Origin of the sequence: Aeromonas sp. S19(2024), from assembly GCF_041402625.1 — a bacterium.
Taxonomy (GTDB): domain Bacteria; phylum Pseudomonadota; class Gammaproteobacteria; order Enterobacterales; family Aeromonadaceae; genus Aeromonas; species Aeromonas caviae.
This window is the reverse complement of record NZ_JBGLQU010000003.1, coordinates 120,107-141,755: the sequence shown is the minus strand read 5'-3', so window position 1 is coordinate 141,755 and position 21,649 is coordinate 120,107. Positions and strand designations below refer to the sequence as shown.

Sequence of the window (21,649 nt, the reverse complement as noted above, 5' to 3'; positions counted from 1 at the left end):
CAGACACATAAATACCTTGAGAGGTAATGAAAATGGCAGAACTTAACGAACAGTTCCAAAAAGCATGGGAAGGCTTCGCAGCCGGTGAATGGCAGACCTCTGTCAACACCCGTGACTTCATCCAGAAGAACTACACCCCGTATGAAGGTGACGAGTCCTTCCTGGCTGGCGCGACCGAAGCCACCACCAAGCTGTGGGACAAGGTCATGGAAGGCATCAAGATCGAGAACCGCACTCACGCGCCGGTCGATTTTGATACCGACCTGCCCTCCACCATTACCGCTCACGATGCCGGCTATATCGACCAGAGCCTGGAGCAAATCGTTGGTCTGCAGACCGACAAGCCGCTCAAGCGCGCCATCATCGCCAACGGCGGTATCAAGATGGTCAAGACCTCTTGCGAAGTGTACGGTCGTCAGCTTGACCCCATGGTCGAGAAGATCTTCACCGAGTACCGCAAGACTCACAACCAGGGCGTGTTCGACGTCTACACCAAAGACATCCTGAACTGCCGCAAGTCCGGCGTCATCACCGGTCTGCCGGATGCCTACGGCCGTGGCCGTATCATCGGTGACTACCGTCGTGTTGCCCTGTACGGTATCGACTTCCTGATGGCCGACAAACTGGCTCAGTTCAAGTCCCTGCAGGCTGACCTGGAAAACGGTGTCAACCTGGAAGCCACCATCCGTCTGCGCGAAGAGATCTCCGAGCAGCACCGTGCCCTGGCCCAGATGAAGGTGATGGCTACCAAATATGGCTGCGACATCTCCGTACCGGCCAAGACCGCCAAAGAAGCCGTACAGTGGACCTACTTCGCCTACCTGGCGGCGGTCAAGTCCCAGAACGGCGCGGCCATGTCCTTCGGTCGTACCTCCAGCTTCCTGGACATCTACATCGAGCGTGACCTGCAGAAAGGCCTGATCACTGAGCAAGAAGCCCAGGAGCTGATGGACCACATGGTCATGAAGCTGCGTATGGTTCGCTTCCTGCGTACCCCGGAATACGATTCACTGTTCTCCGGCGACCCGATGTGGGCGACCGAGACCCTGGCCGGTATGGGCGTTGACGGCCGTACCCTGGTCACCAAGAACAGCTTCCGTATGCTGAACACCCTGTACACCATGGGCCCGTCCCCTGAGCCGAACCTGACCATCCTGTGGTCCGAGAAGCTGCCGGTCGGTTTCAAGAAGTACTGCGCCAAGGTATCCATCGAGACCTCTTCCGTTCAGTACGAGAACGACGACCTGATGCGTCCGGACTTCAACAACGATGACTACGCCATCGCTTGCTGTGTGTCCCCGATGATCGTCGGCAAACAGATGCAGTTCTTCGGTGCCCGTGCCAACCTGGCCAAGACCATGCTGTATGCAATCAATGGCGGTATGGACGAGAAGCTCAAGATCCAGGTCGGTCCGAAGACCGAAATGGTCACCTCCGAGTACCTCGATTACAACGACGTGATGGACAGACTGGATCACTTCATGGACTGGCTGGCCAAGCAGTATGTCGCCGCCCTGAACATCATCCACTACATGCACGACAAGTACAGCTACGAAGCCTCCCTGATGGCGCTGCACGACCGTGACGTCTATCGCACCATGGCCTGTGGTATCGCCGGTCTGTCCGTAGCCGCTGACTCCCTGTCTGCCATCAAGTACGCCAAGGTCAAGCCGGTACGTGATGCCGATGGCGTCTCCATCGACTTCGAAATCGAAGGCGAGTACCCGCAGTTCGGCAACAACGACGCTCGCGTCGATGACATCGCCTGCGACCTGGTCGAGCGCTTCATGAAGAAGATTCAGAAGCTGAACACCTACCGTGGTGCCGTGGCTACCCAGTCCGTGCTGACCATCACCTCCAACGTGGTGTACGGCAAGAAGACCGGTAACACCCCGGATGGCCGTCGTGCCGGTGCGCCGTTCGGCCCGGGTGCCAACCCGATGCACGGTCGTGACCAGAAGGGTGCCGTTGCTTCCCTGACTTCCGTTGCCAAGCTGCCGTTCGCTTACGCCAAAGATGGTATCTCCTATACCTTCTCCATCGTGCCGAACGCGCTGGGTAAAGACATGGAAGCCCAGAAAGCCAACCTGGCCGGCCTGATGGATGGTTACTTCCACCACGAAGCCAACCTGGAAGGTGGTCAGCACCTGAACGTCAACGTGATGAACCGTGAAATGCTGCTGGACGCCATGGAAAACCCGGAGAAATATCCGCAGTTGACCATCCGCGTATCCGGTTATGCCGTTCGCTTCAACTCCTTGACCAAGGAGCAACAGCAAGACGTCATCACCCGTACCTTCACCGCTTCTTTGTAATAGAGTCTCGGAGAACAAAAACCGGCGCCCAGGCGCCGGTTTTTTTATGCCTGATAGTCAGGGAGCATCGGCCTGAACCTGCCGGCAAGGCCGGCTCTCCCCTCCTCTCATCCCGCCTTGTTCAGGGCCGCTCTCCTGCCGCCAGACGGCGGTTGATATCGGCGATAACCGGGGCGATGTCGGCCAAGGTATCAATCACATAGTGCGCCCCCGCCGCCCGCAGTTTGGCCTCGGCCGGTGTGCGCCTGGCGGCTATCTCCGCCTCGTTCATGGCGGAAAACGCTTCCCAGGTGGCGCCAAATTCGTTGCCGGAAACCGACAATCCCACCGTCCACATGCCCGCGTTCAACCCTTCGCTGATACCCGGCACGGCGTCATCTACCTTGATGCAACGATGCACCGCGCTCACTCCCAGCTCAATCACGTTGGCCAGCGCCATCCAGGGGCCGGGGCGACCGCCAGCCTTGAGATCGTCGGTGGCGACCCAGTGATCCGGGCGATAACCGTGATCGGCCGCAGCAGGTACCAGCGCTTCCATCACCGGACGGGGGTAACCGGAGCAGGAGCCGATGCGCAGCCCCTGGCCCCGCAGTGCCTCCAGCACCGGTAGCACACCGGGAATGGGGGCGGCAAAGCGGGTCACCGCGGCAATCTGCAGCGGCATAAAGGTGTGATAAATGTGGTCCACCTCGGCGTGGCTCATGGGGTGGCCGAAGCGAGCCTGCCAGCGCACATCCACCGAGGGCAGACGGCCGAGCGCCGCGATATGATCCCACTTGCCCAGCCCCATGGGCTGGCGCGCCTCATCGAGGGTCACGGGGAAGTCATAGGCGCGGGCGAAGGCCTCGACGAAGATGGAGGTGGGGGCGAAGGAGCCGAAATCGACGACGGTGCCGGCCCAGTCGAGGATCAACGCCTCTACGTCGGTGGTCGGGTCTACAACAATCTGCAAGTCAGTCATGGTGGTGTTCCTGTTTCGGTGAAAGTGCGATCTCGCCGAGGGCGCGATCGAGAATGGAGATGGCGCGCACCAGATCGGCGCGAGCGATATTGAGCGGGGGCGAGAGCTGGATGACGTTGCCCTGAGAGACCTTGAAGCTGAGCCCCAGTTCCAGACAGCGGTAGAGCAGCCGCTCGGCGGCCTGGCTATTGCGGGTGCGACTCTGATGATCGACCACCAGATCGAGCGCCCAGAGCAAACCGATGCCGCGCACCTGCCCAATGAGCGGGTGGCGCTCGGCAAGCGCCGCGAGCTCTACCGCCATAAAACGGCCATCCTCCCGCACTTTGGCCAGCAACCCCTCTTCACGGATGGTACTGATGGTGGCTAGGGCCGCCGCGCAGCCGATGGGGCTCTTCTCGTGGGTGTAGTGACCCAGTGAAATGGCCGCCGCCTGATTGAAACGATCCCGAGTGATGAGGGCAGCAAAGGGCACCACACCGCCCCCCAACCCCTTGCCCAGGCAGATGATGTCGGGCTCGATGCCGAACTCTTCAAAGCTGAACCAGTGGCCAGTGCGCCCCAGGGCATTGGGGATCTCGTCGACGATCAGCAGCACCTTGTGGCGATCGCAGATCTCCCGCACCCGCTGCCAGTAGGCCTTCGAGGGCACCTGTACGTCGGTGTTACGGATGGGCTCCGCGATAAAGGCGCCTATTCCTCCCTCCTTCTCGATGACGTACTCCAGATAATCGGCGTAGTGCAGGTCATCCCCCTCCCCGCGATACCAGACGCCGCGATAACGGGTGGGCGGCGGGATGCGCTCCACTCCGGCCATCAAGGGGCCCATACCGGCGCGAAAGCAGGCCTCGCCGCCGACCGAGATGGCATCGAGGGAGGCGCCGTGAAAGGCATCCCACAGGGACACCACCTTGCTGTTGCCTGTGATAAAGCGGGCAAGCTTCAGAGCAATCCCCACCACCTCGCTGCCACCGGGGGCGAACAGCACCCGGTTAAGATCGCCGGGGGCCAGCTCGACCAGGGTGCGGGCGCAGTCGATGGCGACCTGATGGGTGTAGCGGCGGGGCGCAAACGGCAGATCGGCGAGTTGCTGCTGCACCGCGGCCACCACTCTGGGGTGGCCGTGGCCCAGCTGATGGACGCTGTTGCCGTGGAAATCGAGATACTGTTTGCCCGATACACTGGTCAGCCAGCTCCCCTGCGCGCGCTCAATCAGATCCAGACAGGGGGTGGAGAGGGCCTGATGGAGAAAGTAGCGGCTATCCTCCGCCAATCCGGCCTGTACCTCTTCGCTCTGACCTGCCCACCAGCACGCCCGACCCGCGCCAAGGTTGATATCCCCTTCGCTGTCGGCGCGGCCGCTACCGTGCAGCTTATGGCCATGTAAATCGCGGCCACGCAGATCACGACTCTGAGCCAGCATGCTGGTCATCGCGCGTCCCCTTGCCAGTAGCAGGCGCTGGTCATGGCGACGAGCAGAGCGCGCACCCGCTCTGGGGTCACGTCGCCGATATTGCCGATACGGAAGCAATCGGCCTGGGAGACCTTGCCCGGATAGATGACAAAGCCCTGCGCCTTGAGCCGCTGGTAGAAGTCGGCGAAGCGGTAATCAGGGTGGGTCGGAGAGTAGAAAGCGGTAATGATGGGAGATTGCCACTGTTCTGGCAGCAGTGCCGCAAAGCCAAGGGCGACCATGCCATCCACCAGTGTGCGCTGATTTTCGCGGTAGCGCTGATGGCGGGCGGCAATGCCCCCCTCTTCGTCCAGCTCGCGCAGGGCCTGAGCAAAGGCGAGTACGGTATGAGTGGGCGAGGTAAAGCGCCACTTGCCCCCCTGCTGCTCCATGGTCTGCCACTGGGCATGCAGGTCGAGGGAGACAGATCGGGCATGACCGGCGCAGGCCGTGAGCGCCACGCGGCGAGCGATGACGAAGCCAAAGCCCGGCACCCCCTGAATGCACTTGTTGGCAGAGCTGATGAGAAACTCGATGCCAAGGCGCCCCATGTCGATGGGGATACCGCCAAAGCTGCTCATGGCATCGACGATCAGACGGATGCCGCGGCGCTGGCAGAGTTCAGCCACCTCCTCAAGGGGGTTGAGCATGCCGGTGGTGGTCTCGCAGTGCACCATGGCCAGATGGGTGATCTCGGGGTGGCGCGCCAGCATCGCCTCGATGGCGGCGGGTTCCGGGCGGGTCGTCTCGCCGCAGTCGAGCTCATGGTGGCGCAGGCCAAGGCAGCGGGCCATCTCCCCCATGCGGGCACCGTAGGCGCCGTTGTTGATGATCAGCAGACACTCATCGACGCCTATCGCCGAGCCCAGTACGCTCTCCACCACATAGCTGCCGCTCCCCTGCAGCAGCACGGCGCTGTAGTCGCTTTGATATTCCGGGCCGGCGGCGAGGCGCACCAGCTCGCGGCGGATGGGCTCCACCACACCCTGGTTGTAGTCCGCATCCCAGGTGCAGCTGTCTTGCAGCATGGCGGCGCGTACAGTCGCGGTGGTCGAGAGGGGGCCCGGGGTCAGCAGCAGGTAATCGACGGCGGCGGGGGCCGCAGGAATATGGGTCATGACTTCGCTCCTTTTTGGTATATACCAGAATGAGCGCATTGTGGATAACTGCCCCGCCAAGGTCAAAGGCGTGGCACTACATGCAACAAAAAATTCATTTTCAGCGCCGGGATCGCGATAATCTAGGAAGCCTGAACAGCAGGGGTGATTCTGGTATCTACCAACGCATGTTGATGTTGCCGTGTAACGACCGGGCAGATGACCTGCCCTGTGCCCAACCAATTACCCAACTCATTGAACAAACAGGGATTTTCATGAGCAAACCCCAATACCTGCAGATCAAGGATGCCCTCGCCAACCAGATCCTGGCGGGGGGCCTGGCCCCCAACGACAAGCTCCCCTCCGAGCGGCTGCTGGGGGAACTCTATGGCACCACAAGGGTTACCATCCGCGAGGCGCTGGTGCAGTTGGAGGCGAACGGCCTTATCTATCGGGAGGATCGCCGCGGCTGGTTCGTCACCCCGCCGCGTTTCAGTCTCAACCCCAGACGCACCTCCAACTTTCACCAGATAGTGCGGGAGCAAGGGGGCGAGCCGCGCACCGAGCTGCTGGAAAAAAGCCGCCAGGCGGTGCCGCCCGCGTTGATGGCGCAGTTGCAACTCAAGCCGTTTGACAGCCTCTTTTTGCTCAAGCGACTGCGCTACGCCAACGGGCGCGCCATCTGCTACTGCGAGAACCACTGCCTGCCAGAGCGGGTGCCCGGCCTGCTGGAGCTGGATCTCAACGGCAGTCTGACCGAGATCTACCAGGCCCATTACGATCTCCACTACGCCCGCATGCAGGTGCGCTTCTTCCCCACCGCCCTGCCGGACGAAGTGGCCAAGGCGCTCGGGGCCACCGCCGGTCTGCCCGCCCTGCGCCTCGAGCGACTCAACTTCGATCAGCACGGCCGGGTGCTCGATTTCGATCTGGAGTACTGGCGCCACGACAGTCTGGAGATCGAGGTGGATACCCAGGATTAGTCACGGACAAATCAGGGACGGCAAAACGTCACGGGGCTGTCACGGTCACGTCATAAAGATCCCCTAGCCTCTCTCTCGACCAATCTGGTTTATACCAAACCAATTTAACTGGAGAAGAGGATGAAACAGGGAACCCATCTGCTGGCCGCCGCCGTACTGGCTGCCATGACCGCCCCGGCACTGGCCGCGACCGACCTCACCGTCTACACCGCCTTCGAACCGGAGCAGCTCAACGAGCTGAAAACCGCGTTCGAGCGCCAGCATACGGATATCAACATCAAGTGGGTGCGTGACTCCACCGGCGTGGTCACCGCCCGCTTGCTGGCAGAAAAAACCCAGCCCAAAGCGGATGTGGTATGGGGACTGGCGGCGACCAGCCTGATGCAGCTCGATCAGCAGCAGATGCTCAATGCCTATGCACCGAAAGGGCTGGACAAGCTCGACAGCCGCTTTCGCGACAGCAAGGCCGAGCCGCACTGGATCGGTCTGGACGCCTTCTTCAGCGCCATCTGCTTCAACAAGGTAGAGGCGGAAAAGCAGGGGATCCCGGCGCCCACCAGCTGGGCCGACCTCACCAAGCCCATCTACAAGGGCAAGGTGATCATGCCCAACCCCAGCTCCTCCGGCACCGGTTACCTGAACGTCGCTGGTTGGCTGCAGACCATGGGTGAGAAGCAGGGCTGGCAATTCATGAACGGCCTGCACCAGAATATCGACCGTTACACCCACTCGGGCTCCGCCCCCTGCAAGCTGGCCGCCAGCGGCGAGACGGTGATCGGCATCTCCTTCGACTTCCCGGCCACCAGCCTCAAGGCCAAGGGGGCCCCCATTGAGGTGGTGTTCCCGAAAGAGGGGTCGGGCTGGGATATGGAAGCCGCCGCCATCATCAAGGGCACCCCCAAGCTGGAAGCCGCCAAACAGCTGCTCGACTTTGCCGCCACCGAACAGGCCAACGCCCTCTACAACAAGTCGTTCGCCGTGGTCGCCATCCCCGATGTAGCCCAACCGAGAGCGGGCTATCCGGCTGATATCAAAGGCCAGATGATCGACAACGACTTTAGCTGGGCAGCCCGCGAGCGTAACGCCATCCTGGCCCAGTGGAGTGCCAGCTTCGACGGCAAGACCGAAGCCAAGCAGTAAGCGTGAAGGGCGGCGGTTTGTTCACGCCCCACACACAGCCACCAATAAACTGCCAGTCGAAGGCCAACAGTTGTTGGCCTTCGCTTTTTGGTTTTCACTTCCCGAGTGTGTATTGCCTTCAATTAGCGACGCTTCGCCCATCCACACAGGGCCCAACTACTTGCTGGCGACCCGATGTCACTTGACTGTCATCAAGCTGTCATCCCCCGATCACCTGACCGTCACACTTCACTCGCAAACTGGTATATACCAAATCAGTAGCGAGTCGAACCATGACCCAGCCCTATCTGGACATTCAACATCTCAACAAGCAGTTCGGTGCTTTTCAGGCCCTCAAGGGGATCTCTTTGACCATTGAGCCGGGGGAGTTTATCTGCTTTCTCGGCCCCTCCGGCTGCGGTAAAACCACCTTGCTCAGAGCCATCGCCGGGCTGGATCTGCCGGACAGCGGCGAGATCTGGCAAGGGGGGCGCAATATCTCCCGCCTGCCGCCCCAGCAGCGCGACTTTGGCATCGTGTTTCAATCCTACGCCCTCTTCCCCAACCTGACGGTGGCCCAGAACATCGCCTTCGGCCTTGAGAATCAGGGGCTGGCACGGGATCTCATCAAGGAGCGGGTCGATCACTGGCTGGGGTTGGTGGATCTCACTGCCCAATCCCACAAATACCCGAGCCAGATCTCCGGCGGCCAGCAGCAGCGGGTGGCGCTGGCCCGGGCACTGGCCCTCTCCCCCGGCCTGTTGCTGCTGGACGAACCGCTCAGCGCGCTGGATGCGCTGGTTCGCACCCACCTTCGCAGCGAGATCCGCGCCCTGCAGCAGCGCCTTGGCATTACCACCATCATGGTGACCCACGATCAGGAAGAGGCGCTGACCATGGCCGATCGCATCGTGGTGATGGAGGGCGGCCGCATCGTGCAGGTGGGCACCCCGCAGGCGATCTACCACCAGCCTGCCAGCCGTTTCGTGGCAAGCTTTGTCGGCACCATGAACTTCCTCGATGCCCTGGTGCTCGGCCCCAATCAGGTGCGCCTCAACGAGCAGCCGCTGCAACTCACCAACCGGGCCGCCGCCGGCAGCAAATTGCAGGTGGCGATCCGCCCCGAGGCGATCACCCTGAGTGCGCCGAGCGAACCGTATCTTGGCCATCATGGTGTTGAAGCAACCATCGATCAGGTGGAGTTTCTCGGCGCCGCCCAGCGCCTTATCTGCACCGCCGACACCTATCTGGGCCCGCAGCAGATCCTAGTGGAGCGCCCGACCCATGAGCTGCCCCGCCACGAACAGGGGGGCTGGCGCAGCGGCATGCGCTGCTCGCTGCACTGGCCCGCTGGGGCGATGCAGCTGTTTGAAGGAGAGTGTCTATGACTGCCCCCCTTGCGACCTCCTCCCTGTTGCCGCCCGCGACAGCCCGGCAAGACTCTCGATGGCAGCGACTCTGCCGTGGCTGGAGCCGGGATCAGCTGCTGCAACTGCTCCTGCTTGCGCTCGGTATCGCCCTGCTGGTGGGGGGCCTCTTGCTGCCGCTGCTCACCATGCTGCAAAAGAGTCTGCAGGATGAGAACGGCCTCTGGGTGGGGCTTGCCAACTTCAGCGCCTACTTCGACTCCCCTCATCTGGGGCGCACCATTGGCAACACCCTCTGGCTCGGGGTGCTGATCACCGCGCTGGTGGTGACCATCGCCTTCGGCTACGCCTACGCCCTCACCCGCACCTGCATGCCGGGCAAGCCCCTGTTTCGCCTCATCGGTTTGATCCCGCTCCTGATGCCCTCCCTGTTGCCCGCCATCAGTCTGGTCTACTGGTTTGGCAATCAGGGAGTTGCCAAGGGGCTGCTCGGCGGCGAGAGCATCTATGGCCCCATCGGTATCGTCATTGGCCTTGGCTTCTGGTGCTTCCCCCACGCCCTGATGATCCTGATCACTGCGCTCGGTCAGAGCGACGCCCGCCTCTATGAAGCCTCCCGGGTGCTCGGCAGCAGCGGCTGGCGCACCTTTGTCACCGTCACCCTGCCCACCGCCCGTTATGGCCTGCTCAGCGCCGCCATCGCCGTCTTCACCCTCACCATCTGCGACTTCGGGGTGGCCAAGGTGATTGGCGGCCAGTACAGCGTGCTGGCCACCGATATATACCGGCAGGTGATCGGGATGCAGAACTTCTCGCTGGGCGCCGTTGCCAGCGTCACCCTGCTGCTGCCGGCGCTCATGAGCTTTGCGCTGGAGCACAGGGTGCGCAGCAAGATGCAGGAGCAGAGCAGCACCAAGGCGGTGCCCTATCAGCCCAAACCCCATCGGCTGCGGGATCTGCTGGCGCTCGGCTGGTGCACTCTCTGGGCCCTGCTGTTTCTGGCGCTGGTGGGGATGGCCGTTTACGGCTCCCTGGTGCAGTTCTGGCCCTACAACCTCGCTCTGACGCTGGATCACTACGCCTTTGACAGCAACAGCGTCTACGGCTGGCAGCCCTTTACCAACACCTTGCAGCTGGGCCTCTATACCGCGCTGATCGGCACCGTACTGGTGATGGTGCTGGCCTGGGCACAGGAGAAGGGGCGCCACTTTGCATGGCTGCGCCAGTTGCTGCATCTGCTCGCCATGCTGTCGCTGGCGGTGCCCGGCATGGTGCTGGGGCTGGGTTACATCTTCTTTTTCAACGGCAATCCACTCTTTGGCAGCCTCTATGGCACTCTGCCGCTGATGGTGCTCTCCTGCGTCATCCACTACTACACGGTGGGCCATATGACGGCGCTGACCAGCCTGAAACAACTGCCCAAGGAGCTGGAGCTGGTGGCCATCTCATTGCGCATTCCGCTCTGGAAGGCGTTCTGGCGAGTCACCCTGCCCGCCTCCCTGCCAGCGCTCTTGGAGATCTTTATCTATCTGTTCGTCAACGCCATGACCACCACCTCGGCGGTGATCTTCCTCTACTCGAGCGACAGCGTGCTCGCCTCCATCGCCGTACTCAATATGGAAGATTCCGGCGATACCGCCGCGGCCGCCGCCATGGCCACCCTGATCCTGCTGGCCGCCGCCACCGTCAAGTTGCTCCAGCTCTTTTTGAGCCGCGCCCTGCTGGATCGCACCCAGCGCTGGCGCCACCAATAACCTTATCGAGGAGTCATCATGTCCACTCTCCCCTTCTGGTTGGCCGAGGCACTCGCCGCCGAACAGCCCGCGCCCCCCATCCCCCTGGTCGGCCACCACGAGGCCGATGTCTGCATCGTCGGTGGCGGCTTTACCGGGCTGTGGAGCGCCATCGCCCTTAAACAGGCCGAGCCACACTTGCGCATCATGGTGCTGGAAAAAGATCGCTGCGGCAGCGGCGCCTCCGGGCGCAACGGCGGCTGCCTGCTCACCTGGTCGGCCAAGTATTTGACGTTAAAGCGCCTCTTTGGCGAAGAGCAGGCCGCCTGGCTGGTACAAAGATCCGAGCAGGCGGTGCACGAGATCGCCCGCTTCTGCGAAACACACAACATAGAGGCAGAGTTGAGGGTCGAGGGCACCTGCTACACCGCCACCAGCGAGGCCCAGCGTGGCCTGATGGAGCCGGTATTGCGGGAGCTACAGCGAGCCGACCTTAACCAGTGGCAGGCGATTGCAGAGGTTGAACTGGCGAGCCAGAGCGGCTCCCACGTCCATCTGGAGGGGCTCTACAGCCCCCACGCGGGCTCGGTGCAACCGGCACTGCTGGTGCGCGGCCTGCTGCGGGTGGCGCGGGAACTGGGGGTCGAAGTCTATGAACTCTCCCCCATGCAGCGCCTTGAGGCGGGCCAGCCGGCGCGGGTGCAGACGCCGCAGGGTGAGGTGCGTGCCCGCAAGGTGGTGCTGGCCCTCAACAGCGCCATGACGGCGCACTTTCGCGAGTTTCGCCGCAGCATAGTGCTGGTCTCCTCCGACATGGTGATCACCGACCCGGCACCACAGGCGCTTGCCGCCCAGCAGCTCGCGCACGGTCGCACCGTGGTGGATGGCCGCACCTTCGTGCACTACTACCGATCCACTCCGCAAGGACGGCTGATGCTGGGCAAGGGGGGCAACACCTTCGCCTTTGCCAACCGCCATCTGGCCCTGTTCGATGCGCCGAGCCGCTATCTTGCCCCCCTCACCCGCACCCTGCGCCGCTTCTTTCCGGCCCTCAAGGAGGTGCCCATCGCTGCCAGCTGGTGCGGCGCCTCCGATCGCTCGGTGGATGGCCTCCCCTTCTTCGGCCACTGGCGAGGGCAGCCCAACGTTGTCTATGGCCTCGGCTATTCGGGCAACGGGGTGGCGCAAAGCTGGATGGGCGGCCAGATCCTGGCGGCCTTGGTGAGAGACGAGGTGCGGGAGGAGGACAAACCGTGGCGTGACTGCGCCTTGGTAAGCGGCCCGCGCGGCTACTTCCCGCCAGAGCCATTCCGCTGGCTGGGGGCCATGGCGGTGCGGGGTGCCATCCGGCGCAAAGAGAAGGCGGAAGATGAAGGCCACGCGGTGGCCTGGTATGACAAACAGCTGGCCCGGCTGGCGGATGCGGCGGGCAAGGCAGACAAATAGGCGCCTTCGTCCAGCGCTTCGGAAAGCACCAAAAAACCGAAGGGGCAGGAGAGTGATGACTCCCCTGCCCCTTCGCAGTTGGTACGGCTCTCGGCTGGCCCGAAAGACAGCCCTGGCGTTAGCTGGCCCAGGTGATGATATGGTCGGCCCAATCGCCGGCATGTACCTCATGGATCACCTTGCCGCGCACCGACTGACCCGCCTGATGCATGGCGGAGCGACTGCCGGTGATCAGCGGATGCCATTCGGGCAGGGTCTGCCCCTCCGCCAGCAGGCGATAGGCGCAGGTGGAGGGCAGCCAGTTGAACTCGGCAATCTTGTCGTGGGTGATCTGCAGGCAGTCCGGCTCTTTTTTAAAGCGGTTGCCGTAATCGGAGCACTGGCAGGTCTTGGTATTGAGCAGGTTGCAGGCGACATTGGTGAACACCAACTCCTCGGTGTCCTCGTCAATGAGCTTGTTCAGGCAGCACTTGCCGCAGCCGTCGCACAGGGACTCCCACTCCGTCATGGTCATCTCTTGCAGACTCTTCACCTGCCAAAAGGGGGCGTTCTGCACTTCGTTTAACTGCGGCACTTTTTGCTGCATGGCAATGGGCTCACTCAATACGCTGACAAGCGCGTGGTTATACGCCTTATGGTCCGATTTTTCAAGGTAAGTGGGGCGATGCCAGAGAATCGGAAAGGTCAGAAATTGTGGTTAAACGTTGGGCTTCGCTACGCGAAGCGCCAACCTACAACGCCTGTAGGTTGTGGCTGAGCCTGCGAAGCCCAACATACGAGATCAAACCAAATACACGGTTACACTCCAGTCAAAAAGGTGGATTCCCAGATTTCCTACAGCCTAGGACTTAATCGACTTTATGAAGTTTCCTATTTGTTCAACTCCATCAAACGTAGACGGCAGGCTTCCATCCTCGGTCACTATTCCAGAGAATATGATTCGTTCAAATTTATCTAAAGCATCGGCATCTTGGCTTTTTATCTCGCTAGCATACCCAGAATAACTTTGAATGAACCTGCATAATGTTTTCCTAAGGTCTATTTGCAATAATTGTGATTTAACAGACTTGTAATTAAAAAGAAGAACTCTAAAATAATAAATAGAGATCGCAACTAAAGAAAGCGTTGGAAAAATAGATACCAATAAACCATCTCTAATGGTAGATATGTTATCGATATTCTTATATATGAGTACAAATTCAGCAACTATCGGTAAGATAATTATCACAGACAACAATTTAAGCCAAAATAGAATCCCGTCTCGCTCATTTTTCTTTTCATTTGCTAAATCATCAAAGCCTTGATATAAACCAACAAAGTTAAACGCATTCTCGTACTTAGATAGAGACGCCTCTATATTTTTTACTCTACTCTCCCTCTCACTTAAGTTTCTATCCCATTCTTCTTTAAGATTTTTAGCTTTTTCTGAAACAGCATCGAAATTTTTTAAACTTTCAATTCCCTCACTGTTTGCAATCTCCTTGAAAATACTAATAGGCATGTCACGGATCGCAAACTCAATCTGTTCCTTGGCTGTAACTTCAAATAAGTTTACATTGTCAAAGACGAAGCGCCTTGCGGCTTCGAACTCCATTGCCAGGTCATTTTTGGTTGAGAGATACAACTCGAAAAGGAATCTAAAACACATCGAGCAAATATCATCCAATCGATCTTTCGTTAGATCTTTTTCATCAGCAAGCCTATTAATGAATTGATCGCCGATCCACTTTATATTTATCTGGCAGAACGTATTCCATTCATTAGGTCTTTTTTCCATAGCATTAACAATTAGGCGGATAAGACTATTCCGCTGTTTATCGAAGTCATCAGAAGGAACTAAGCCATCAATTTTTTGCCTAAATTTAGCAAGTACAGCTTTACTCTGGTTTGTATCAAATAATTCCATCATAAATATCGCTACCCACGAAATATGAAAAATAAATTGTCATTTAGCCATCCTCTATCCTACGCAGGGTTCTATTCAAGATCTAGCTGTAGATAGAATAACTATTTGAAGCGTGCCAATAATCATATTCTATCCATAAAAAATGCCGACCATCAGGTCGGCATTTTCAATTAGAGATAACAGGCTAAAGAACTTACCAGCCGGTCACTTCACGCAGGGCCTTGCCGATATCGGCCAAGGAGCGCACGGTTTTCACGCCGGCATCTTCCAGTGCGGCAAATTTCTCGGCCGCGGTGCCTTTACCACCGGCGATGATGGCGCCCGCATGACCCATGCGCTTGCCAGCCGGGGCGGTGACGCCCGCGATGTAGGAGACCACCGGCTTGGTGACGTGAGCCTTGATGTAGGCCGCCGCGTCTTCCTCGGCGTTGCCGCCGATCTCGCCGATCATCACGATGGCTTCGGTCTGCGGGTCGTTCTGGAACATCTCCAGAATGTCGATGAAGTTGGAACCCGGAATGGGGTCGCCACCGATACCGACGCAGGTGGACTGGCCGAAGCCCTCGTCCGTGGTCTGCTTGACCGCTTCGTAGGTCAGGGTGCCGGAGCGGGAGACGATGCCCACCTTGCCCGGCTTGTGGATGTGGCCCGGCATGATGCCAATCTTGCACTCACCCGGGGTGATGACACCCGGGCAGTTGGGGCCGATCATGCGCACGCCGGTTTCCTGCAGCTTCACCTTGACGTCCAGCATGTCCAGGGTCGGGATGCCTTCGGTGATGGTGACGATGAGCTTGATACCGGCATCGATGGCTTCCAGGATGGCGTCCTTGCAGAACGGGGCCGGGACATAGATGACGGAGGCAGTGGCGCCGGTGGCTTCCACGGCGTCACGGACGGTGTTGAACACCGGCAGGCCCAGGTGAGTGGTGCCGCCCTTGCCCGGGGACACGCCGCCGACCATCTGGGTACCGTAGGCAATGGCCTGTTCGGAGTGGAAGGTACCCTGACCGCCGGTAAAGCCCTGGCAGATCACCTTGGTGTCTTTGTTGATCAGAACGCTCATTATTTGGCCTCCGCTGCTTTTACCACTTGCTGAGCTGCGTCAGTCAGACTCGTTGCGGCGATGATATTGAGGCCGCTGTCGGCCAGTTTACGGGCACCCAGTTCGGCATTGTTGCCTTCCAGACGCACCACCACGGGCACTTTCACCCCCACTTCCTTCACGGCACCGATGATGCCTTCCGCGATCATGTCGCAGCGCACGATGCCACCGAAGATGTTGACCAGCACGGCTTGTACCTTGCTGTCGGAGAGGATGATCTTGAAGGCCTCGGTCACGCGCTCCTTGGTGGCGCCGCCGCCGACGTCCAGGAAGTTGGCCGGGGAACCGCCGTGCAGGTTGACGATGTCCATGGTACCCATGGCCAGGCCCGCGCCGTTGACCATGCAGCCGATGTTGCCATCGAGGGCCACATAGTTCAGCTCCCACTGGGCGGCGTGCGCTTCGCGGGGGTCATCCTGGGACGGGTCGTGCATCTCGCGCAGTTTGGGCTGGCGATACAGGGCGTTGGCGTCGATGTTGATCTTGCCGTCCAGGCAGTGCAGGTTGCCCTTGTCGGTGATGACCAGGGGGTTGATCTCCAGCAGGGCGAAATCGCAGTCCAGGAACATCTGGCCCAGGCCCATGAAGATCTTGGTGAACTGCTTGATCTGATCGCCGACCAGACCCAGCTTGAAGGCCAGCTCGCGGGCCTGGTAGGGCTGCGGGCCTACCAGGGGATCGATGGCAGCCTTGTGAATGAGTTCCGGGGTTTCGTGGGCGACTTTCTCAATCTCCACGCCACCTTCGGTGGAAGCCATGAAGACCACGCGGCGGCTGCCACGGTCGACCACGGCGCCCAGGTACAGTTCCTTGGCGATGTCGGTGCAGGACTCCACCAGGATCTTGGTAACCGGCTGACCGTTGGCGTCAGTCTGATAGGTCACCAGGTTCTTGCCGAGCCAGTTCTGGGCGAAGGCGCGGATCTCGTCCTTGCTCTTGGCCAGCTTGACGCCGCCCGCCTTGCCGCGGCCACCGGCGTGGACCTGGCACTTGACGACCCAGGTGTTGCCGCCAATCTTGTCGGCCGCTTCGGCCGCTTCCTGCGGGGTGGCACAGGCATAACCTTCGGAGACCGGCAGGCCATACTCGGCAAACAGCTGTTTTGCCTGATATTCATGCAGATTCATAGATGCTCTATCCGTGTTGTAGGTATTTCCGTCCGGGGCTCGTGTTTCTCAATCCCCTGTGAATGGGGGCCTGGGCGGCCCCTCGTTATCTTTCAGTCACGCTTGCTCAGACATCCAGCAGCAGACGGGTCGGGTCTTCCAGCAGCTCCTTGATGGAGACCAGGAAGCCCACGGACTCGCGGCCGTCGATGATGCGGTGATCGTAGGAGAGTGCCAGGTACATCATCGGCAGGATCTCGACCTTGCCGTCGACGGCCATGGGGCGGTCCTGGATCTTGTGCATACCCAGAATGGCGCTCTGAGGCGGGTTGATGATGGGGGTGGACATCAGGGAGCCGAACACGCCACCGTTGGTGATGGTGAAGTTGCCGCCAGTCAGTTCATCCACGGTCAGCTTGCCGTCACGGCCCTTGCCCGCCAGATCCTTGATGGCCTTCTCGATGTCCGCCAGGCTCATGTTGTCGCAGTCGCGCAGCACCGGGGTCACCAGACCACGGGGGGTGGAGACGGCGATGCTGACGTCGAAGTAGTTGTGGTAGACGATATCGTCACCGTCCAGCGCCGCGTTCACTTCCGGGTAGCGCTTGAGGGATTCGACCACGGCCTTCACATAGAAGGACATGAAGCCGAGCTTGATGCCGTGCTTCTTCTCGAAGATCTCGCCGTACTGCTTGCGCAGCTTCATGATGGGCGCCATGTTGATCTCGTTGAAAGTGGTCAGCATGGCGGTGGTGTTCTTGGCCTCCAGCAGACGCTCGGCGATGCGCTTGCGCAGACGGGTCATGGGCACGCGCTTCTCGGTGCGACCGGCCAGCGGCGCGACCGGTGCGGCAGCCACGGGAGCGGCAGCAGTCGGCGCAGCCACGGGAGCCTTGCCCAGATTCTTGATGAAGGCTTCCACGTCTTCCTTGGTGACACGGCCCCCCTTGCCGGTGCCGGTCAGCTTGGCGACGTCGATGTCGTGCTCGGCCACCATGCGGCGCACGGAAGGGCTAAGGCCATCGGCAGCGTCGTCGGCCACGGCTTCCACCGGCTTCTCGCTGGTCGCTTCACCGGCAACGGGGGCCGGCTTGAGCATGGCGATCAGCTGGCGGGAGAGCACGGTCGCCCCTTCGCTCTGCAGGATGTCGCCCAGTACGCCGGCTTCCGGCGCGGGCACTTCCAGCACGACTTTATCGGTTTCGATGTCAACCAGCACTTCGTCACGGGCAACCAGATCACCCGGTTTCTTGTGCCAGGTCGCGATGGTGGCATCCGCCACTGATTCCGGCAGGTCCGGTACCTTGATCTCGATAGTCATGTAATCAGTTCCTTGTTACTTCTTGGCCAGCAGGCTTGTTCCAGGTCAGAGAGGGTCCCGACACGGGCCCTCTCATCCACAACTCGTTATTCCAGGGTAAGGGCGTCTTCCACCAGGGCTTTTTGCTGCTTGGCGTGGACGGACATGTAACCGACGGCCGGTGAGGCCGAGGCCGGGCGACCGGCATAACGCAGACGGGCATGGCTTGGCAGCACGCTGTCGTAGTGATGACGGGTGCTGTACCAGGCGCCCTGGTTCTGCGGCTCTTCCTGACACCAGACGAAGTCGGTGACATGGCTGTAATCGGCCAGGATGGCGCGCACTTCCTCTTCCGGGAAGGGGTAGAGCTGCTCGATCCGTACCAGGGCCACGTCCTGCTGCTCGGCCTTGCGACGGGCATCGAGCAGGTCGTAGTAAACCTTGCCGGAGCAGAAGACCACGCGCTTGACGCCTTTGGGATCCAGCGCATCGATTTCGCCGATGGCGTTCTGGAAGGTGCCCTCTGCCAGCTCTTCGAGCTTGCTCACCGCCAGCGGGTGGCGCAGCAGGGATTTGGGCGTCATCACGATGAGCGGACGGCGCATGGGGCGCACCACCTGGCGACGCAGCATGTGGAACACCTGCGCCGGGGTGGAGGGCACGCACACCTGCATGTTGTGCTGGGCGCACATCTGCAGGTAACGCTCCAGACGGGCAGAGGAGTGCTCCGGGCCCTGGCCCTCGTAACCGTGGGGCAGCAGCATGGTCAGGCCGCACATCCGGCCCCACTTCTGCTCGCCGGAGGAGAGGAACTGGTCCACCACCACCTGGGCGCAGTTGGCGAAGTCACCGAACTGGGCTTCCCAGATGGTGAGACCGGCCGGCTCCGCGCTGGCGTAGCCATATTCAAACGCCAGTACCGCGTTCTCGGTCAGCACGGAGTCGTACACCTCGAACGGGCCCTGCTCGTCGTGCAGGTTGCACAGCGGGGTGTAGGTGCTGGCATCGGTCTGGCTGTGCAGCACGGCGTGGCGATGGAAGAAGGTACCGCGGCCGGAGTCTTCCCCGGTAAAGCGAATGCGGGATCCCTTGTCCACCAGGGTGGCGTAGGCCAGGGTCTCGGCAAAGCCCCAGTCCACCAGCTTCTCACCGGCGGCCATCAGGCGACGGTCTTCGTAGATCTTCTCGACCTGGCGTTGCAGCACATGGGTCGCCGGGTACTGGCTGATACGCTCGCCCAGGGCCTTCAGATGATCCATGGGCACAGTGCTGTCATAGGCCATGGCCCAGTCGTGACCCAGATAAGGGGTCCAGTCCACGGAGTGCAGCTCCATGGGGCGCCATTCCTTGCTCACCCGCTCGCCCCGATCCAGGGTATCGCGATAGTCGTTGACTAGCGTGGTGGCCAGCTCCGGCGCGATGGCTCCTTCGGCGATCAGCTGATCGGCGTAGATCTTGCGCGGGGTCGGGTGCTGCTTGATCTTCTGGTACATCAGGGGCTGGGTCGCGCTCGGCTCGTCAGCCTCGTTGTGGCCGTGACGACGGTAGCAGACCAGCTCGATCACCACATCGCGCTTGAAGGTGTTGCGGTAATCCAGGGCGATCTGGGTCACCAGCACCACGGCTTCCGGGTCATCCCCGTTGACGTGCAGCACAGGGGCCTGCACCGCCTTGGCGATGTCGGTGCAATATTCGGTGGAGCGCAGGTCACGGATATAGGAGGTGGTGAAGCCCACCTGGTTGTTGATGACGATGCGCACCGTGCCGCCCACGCCATAGGCTCGGGTCTGGGACATGTTGAAGGTCTCGGCAACGACCCCCTGCCCCGCGATGGCGGAGTCACCGTGGATGGTGATGGGCAGGACGCTGGAGCCGTCCTTGTCACCGCGACGGTCCATACGGGCACGCACGGAGCCGATGACCACGGGGTTGACGATCTCGAGGTGCGACGGGTTGAAGGCGAGCGCCAGGTGGACGTTGCCGCCCGGGGTGGCGAAGTCGGAGGAGAAGCCCATGTGGTACTTCACGTCCCCTGTTCCCCAGGATTCGCCGTGCTTGCCGGCGAACTCGTCGAACAGGTCCTGGGCGCGCTTGCCCAGCACGTTGATGAGCACGTTGAGGCGACCGCGGTGGGCCATGCCGATGACGGCTTCCTTGCAACCCTGCTCACCGGCGCGGCGAATAAGCTCTTTGAGCATGGGCACCATGGCATCGCCCCCTTCCAGGGAGAAACGCTTGGCCCCCGGGAACTTGGCACCCAGGTATTTTTCCAGCCCTTCGGCGGCGGTCAGGCTCTCGAGGAAGCGGGTCTTCTCTTCGAGGGTATAGTTGCCCTTCCCTTCGATGGATTCCAGCCTGTCTTGCAGCCAGCGCTTCTCCTCGGTGGAGGTGAGGTGCATGTAGTCGGCGCCGATGCTGCCGCAATAGGTCTTCTTGAGCGAGGCATACAGATCGGAGAGCACCATGGTCTCGCGACCGATGGCGTAGGAGCCCACATTGAAGGTGGCCTCCATGTCTGCACCTTGCAGATTGTGGAAGGCCGGGTCCAGCTCGGCGACCGGCTCGCGCTGCCACAGACCCAGGGGGTCCAGGTTGGCGTTCTGGTGACCGCGGAAACGGAAGGCGTTGATCAGTTGCAGTACGCGAACCTGTTTGGCATCCACCTGGGGATCGGAGACGGGAGCGCTGTAACGGGAGGAGTCCTTGGCCAGGCGGCGGAAATAGTCGCGAACCTGGGAGTGGGGTTGTTCTACTGCATGTCCGTTGACCTGGGGCAGCGACTGGAACAGGCTGCGCCATTCGTCGGCAACGGAGTCGGGGTTTTCCAGGAAGGATTCGTACAAATCCTCAATGTAGCTTGCATTCGCACCAGCCAGGTGAGATGACTCCAACCAGGCCTTCATCACGCCGTTATGCATTTCTATCCCTTGTACATCTTGTTCGCTGCACTGCAGCTTGTAGGGTCATAGCCATCCCGGGGCGGGATGGCTATCCAGAGGTCGGGCCCGGCGCAAGGCGCCCTGGCCCCGATACTACACGGCTCGGTTGAGCAACATCGACTTGATCTGACCGATGGCCTTGGTCGGGTTCAAGCCCTTGGGACAGACGTTCACGCAGTTCATGATGCCGTGGCAGCGGAACACGCTGAAGGCGTCATCCAGGTTGCCCAGTCGCTCACTGGCCGCAGTGTCGCGGCTGTCCGCCAGCCAGCGATAGGCGGCGAGCAGGCCGGCCGGACCGATGAACTTGTCCGGGTTCCACCAGAAGGAGGGGCAAGAGGTGGAGCAGCAGGCACAGAGTATGCACTCGTACAGGCCATCCAGCTTGGCGCGCTCTTCGGGGGATTGCAGGTGCTCACGCACGGGCGGCAGTTTTTCGTCGTTGATGAGGAAGGGTTTGACCTTCTCCCACTGGGTGTAGAACTGGGTCATGTCGATCACCAGATCCCGGATCACCGGCAGACCGGGCAAGGGCCGAATGACGACCTTGCTGCCCTTCTTCAAGAGATCGGAGAGCGGCGTGATGCAGGCCAGACCGTTCTTGCCATTCATGTTGAGACCGTCAGATCCACAGACCCCTTCGCGGCAGGAGCGGCGGAAGGCGAGCGTGGGATCCAGCTCCTTGAGCTGGATCAGTGCGTCAAGCACCATCATGTCGGAACCTTCAGGAATATCAAGACGATAATCCTTCATATACGGGACGTTATCAACGTCCGGATTGTATCTGTAGACAGAGAATGTGACGTTCATTGTGCTTGG

Annotated in this window: 16 protein-coding genes; 6 read left to right on the top strand and 10 right to left on the bottom strand. The window is 60.6% G+C overall.

The window, feature by feature from the left end:
- Positions 1-32 precede the first annotated feature (32 nt).
- Positions 33-2,315, top strand: a complete 2,283-nt coding sequence (gene pflB, locus ACB037_RS08065) for a formate C-acetyltransferase (protein ID WP_371175168.1) — start codon at positions 33-35, stop codon at positions 2,313-2,315.
- Between the two features lie 121 nt (positions 2,316-2,436).
- Here the strand turns inward: pflB and phnX are convergent, their stop codons facing one another.
- Genes phnX through phnW form a run of 3 tightly spaced genes read right to left on the bottom strand, consistent with a single transcriptional unit; the run spans position 2,437 to position 5,847 of the window.
- The gene (gene phnX / locus ACB037_RS08060) at positions 2,437-3,276 is read right to left on the bottom strand and encodes a phosphonoacetaldehyde hydrolase (RefSeq protein WP_371175167.1); all 840 of its coding nucleotides are present in this window, start codon (positions 3,274-3,276) and stop codon (positions 2,437-2,439) included.
- Positions 3,269-4,708 (bottom strand): aspartate aminotransferase family protein, encoded by a 1,440-nt coding sequence (locus ACB037_RS08055; protein ID WP_371175166.1) that lies wholly within the window; start codon positions 4,706-4,708, stop codon positions 3,269-3,271. Before ACB037_RS08055 ends, phnX begins: the two co-directional genes overlap by 8 nt.
- Complete coding sequence (gene phnW, locus ACB037_RS08050; RefSeq protein WP_069785457.1) at positions 4,705-5,847, bottom strand: 2-aminoethylphosphonate--pyruvate transaminase; 1,143 nt, start codon at positions 5,845-5,847, stop codon at positions 4,705-4,707. The genes ACB037_RS08055 and phnW overlap by 4 nt, the downstream gene beginning before the upstream one ends.
- Before the next feature lie 254 nt (positions 5,848-6,101).
- Here phnW and phnR point away from each other — a divergent pair, with 254 nt between their 5' ends.
- From phnR to ACB037_RS08025, 5 genes are all read left to right on the top strand, one after another.
- A complete protein-coding gene (gene phnR / locus ACB037_RS08045) occupies positions 6,102-6,809 on the top strand; it encodes a phosphonate utilization transcriptional regulator PhnR (RefSeq protein ID WP_029303195.1) in 708 nt (235 codons plus the stop codon).
- A gap of 120 nt (positions 6,810-6,929) precedes the next feature.
- A complete protein-coding gene (locus ACB037_RS08040; RefSeq protein ID WP_371175165.1) occupies positions 6,930-7,949 on the top strand; it encodes a putative 2-aminoethylphosphonate ABC transporter substrate-binding protein in 1,020 nt (339 codons plus the stop codon).
- 272 nt (positions 7,950-8,221) lie between these two features.
- Positions 8,222-9,316: a putative 2-aminoethylphosphonate ABC transporter ATP-binding protein gene (locus ACB037_RS08035; protein WP_336591797.1), complete on the top strand. Its 1,095-nt coding sequence runs from the start codon at positions 8,222-8,224 to the stop codon at positions 9,314-9,316.
- A complete protein-coding gene (locus tag ACB037_RS08030) occupies positions 9,313-11,049 on the top strand; it encodes a putative 2-aminoethylphosphonate ABC transporter permease subunit (protein WP_371175164.1) in 1,737 nt (578 codons plus the stop codon). Before ACB037_RS08035 ends, ACB037_RS08030 begins: the two co-directional genes overlap by 4 nt.
- 18 nt (positions 11,050-11,067) lie before the next feature.
- On the top strand, positions 11,068-12,474 hold the full coding sequence (locus tag ACB037_RS08025; RefSeq protein ID WP_371175163.1) for an FAD-dependent oxidoreductase: 1,407 nt from the start codon (positions 11,068-11,070) through the stop codon (positions 12,472-12,474).
- Positions 12,475-12,592: 118 nt separating this feature from the next.
- On the opposite strand, the gene ACB037_RS08020 is transcribed toward ACB037_RS08025, so the two are convergent.
- From ACB037_RS08020 to ACB037_RS07990, 7 genes are all read right to left on the bottom strand, one after another.
- Entirely contained in the window at positions 12,593-13,060 is a 468-nt protein-coding gene (locus ACB037_RS08020) for a YcgN family cysteine cluster protein (RefSeq protein WP_371175162.1), read from the bottom strand.
- 255 nt (positions 13,061-13,315) lie between these two features.
- On the bottom strand, positions 13,316-14,380 hold the full coding sequence (locus ACB037_RS08015; protein ID WP_371175161.1) for a hypothetical protein: 1,065 nt from the start codon (positions 14,378-14,380) through the stop codon (positions 13,316-13,318).
- A 193-nt stretch (positions 14,381-14,573) separates the two neighbouring features.
- The gene (gene sucD / locus ACB037_RS08010; RefSeq protein ID WP_005300222.1) at positions 14,574-15,446 is read right to left on the bottom strand and encodes a succinate--CoA ligase subunit alpha; all 873 of its coding nucleotides are present in this window, start codon (positions 15,444-15,446) and stop codon (positions 14,574-14,576) included.
- A complete protein-coding gene (sucC, locus tag ACB037_RS08005; protein ID WP_005300220.1) occupies positions 15,446-16,612 on the bottom strand; it encodes an ADP-forming succinate--CoA ligase subunit beta in 1,167 nt (388 codons plus the stop codon). The genes sucD and sucC overlap by 1 nt, the downstream gene beginning before the upstream one ends.
- 106 nt (positions 16,613-16,718) lie before the next feature.
- Positions 16,719-17,912 carry a 2-oxoglutarate dehydrogenase complex dihydrolipoyllysine-residue succinyltransferase gene (gene odhB / locus ACB037_RS08000; protein WP_042863770.1) on the bottom strand — a complete coding sequence of 398 codons (1,194 nt, stop codon included), beginning with the start codon at positions 17,910-17,912 and terminating at the stop codon, positions 16,719-16,721.
- An 86-nt stretch (positions 17,913-17,998) separates the two neighbouring features.
- Positions 17,999-20,809, bottom strand: coding sequence for a 2-oxoglutarate dehydrogenase E1 component (gene sucA / locus ACB037_RS07995; RefSeq protein WP_010674498.1), 2,811 nt, complete (start codon positions 20,807-20,809; stop codon positions 17,999-18,001).
- A 114-nt stretch (positions 20,810-20,923) separates the two neighbouring features.
- Positions 20,924-21,640 (bottom strand): succinate dehydrogenase iron-sulfur subunit, encoded by a 717-nt coding sequence (locus tag ACB037_RS07990; RefSeq protein WP_010674497.1) that lies wholly within the window; start codon positions 21,638-21,640, stop codon positions 20,924-20,926.
- Positions 21,641-21,649 lie beyond the last annotated feature (9 nt).